This window comes from Streptomyces sp. NPDC006458, assembly GCF_040612135.1.
In the GTDB taxonomy this organism is placed as follows: domain Bacteria; phylum Actinomycetota; class Actinomycetes; order Streptomycetales; family Streptomycetaceae; genus Streptomyces.
Map to the genome: position 1 here is coordinate 1 of NZ_JBEXPR010000094.1, position 1,471 is coordinate 1,471.

The following is a 1,471-nucleotide window of genomic DNA, read 5'->3' on the forward strand; positions in this document are numbered from 1 at the left end:
GCGCGGGCTCTGACGACCGCCAGGGCGGCGGCGAGCTCCTCGGGGGTGGGGTTGCCCCGTACGACCTTGATGGTCACAGCGGCTCCTTCTACAGGGGGATGTTGCCGTGCTTCTTGGGCGGCAGGGACTCCCGCTTGGTGCGCAGCTGGCGCAGGCCGCGGACGATGTGGCGGCGGGTGTCGGCGGGGGTGATGACGGCGTCGATGTAGCCGCGTTCGGCCGCGATGTAGGGGTTGAGGAGGGCGTCCTCGTACTCCTGGATCAGCCGGGCGCGCACGCCTTCCAGGTCCTCGCCGTCCGTCTCGGCCTCGGCCAGGGTGCGCCGGTGCAGGATGTTGACGGCGCCCTGGGCGCCCATGACGGCGATCTGGGCGGTCGGCCAGGCCAGGTTCAGGTCCGCGCCCAGGTGCTTGGAGCCCATCACGTCGTAGGCGCCGCCGAAGGCCTTGCGGGTGATGACCGTGATCAGGGGCACGGTGGCCTCGGCGTAGGCGTAGATGAGCTTGGCGCCGCGGCGGATGATGCCGTCGTGCTCCTGGTCCACGCCGGGCAGGAAGCCGGGCACGTCGACGAAGGTCAGCACGGGGACGTTGAAGGCGTCGCAGGTGCGCACGAAGCGGGCGGCCTTCTCGGAGGCGGTGATGTCCAGGCAGCCGGCGAACCGCATCGGCTGGTTGGCGACGACGCCCACCGGGTGGCCCTCCACGCGGCCGTAGCCGGTGAGGATGTTCGGCGCGAACAGCGGCTGCGTCTCGAAGAACTCGCCGTCGTCCAGGACATGCTCGATGACCGTGTGCATGTCGTACGGCTGGTTCGCCGAGTCCGGCACGATCGTGTCGAGTTCGAGGTCCTGCGCGCTCAGCGCGAGGTCGGCCTCCTCGGGGAACGCCGGCGGCTCGGAGAGGTTGTTCGACGGCAGGTACGACAGCAGCTGCTTGACGTACTCGACGGCGTCCTTCTCGTCGCCCGCCATGTGATGCGCCACACCCGAGACGGAGTTGTGGGTGCGGGCCCCGCCCAGCTCCTCGAAACCGACGTCCTCGCCGGTGACCGTCCTGATCACGTCGGGGCCGGTGATGAACATGTGGCTGGTCCGGTCCACCATCACCGTGAAGTCGGTGATCGCCGGCGAGTACACCGCGCCGCCCGCGCACGGCCCCACCACCAGGCTGATCTGCGGGATCACACCCGAGGCGTGGGTGTTGCGGCGGAAGATCTCCCCGTACGCGCCCAGCGAGGCCACACCCTCCTGGATACGGGCACCGCCGGAGTCGTTGATGCCGATCACCGGGCAGCCCGTCTTCAGCGCGAAGTCCATCACCTTGACGATCTTCTGCCCGTACACCTCGCCCAGCGCACCCCCGAAGACCGTGAAGTCCTGCGAGAACACCGCCACCGGACGCCCGTCGACCGTGCCGTAGCCGGTCACCACACCGTCGCCGTAAGGGCGGTTGGCGTCCAGGCCGAAGCT

General features: G+C 69.5%; 2 protein-coding genes. Both read right to left on the reverse strand.

Translation table 11 applies throughout. The annotated features are described in order from the left end of the window. Nucleotides 1-77: acyl-CoA carboxylase subunit epsilon (locus ABZZ79_RS39690; RefSeq protein WP_356697556.1), on the reverse strand; the 77-nt coding region annotated here is incomplete at its 3' end. An 11-nt stretch (nucleotides 78-88) separates the two neighbouring features. Continuing rightward, the coding region (locus ABZZ79_RS39695; protein ID WP_356697554.1) for an acyl-CoA carboxylase subunit beta at nucleotides 89-1,471 on the reverse strand (1,383 nt) is incomplete at its 5' end.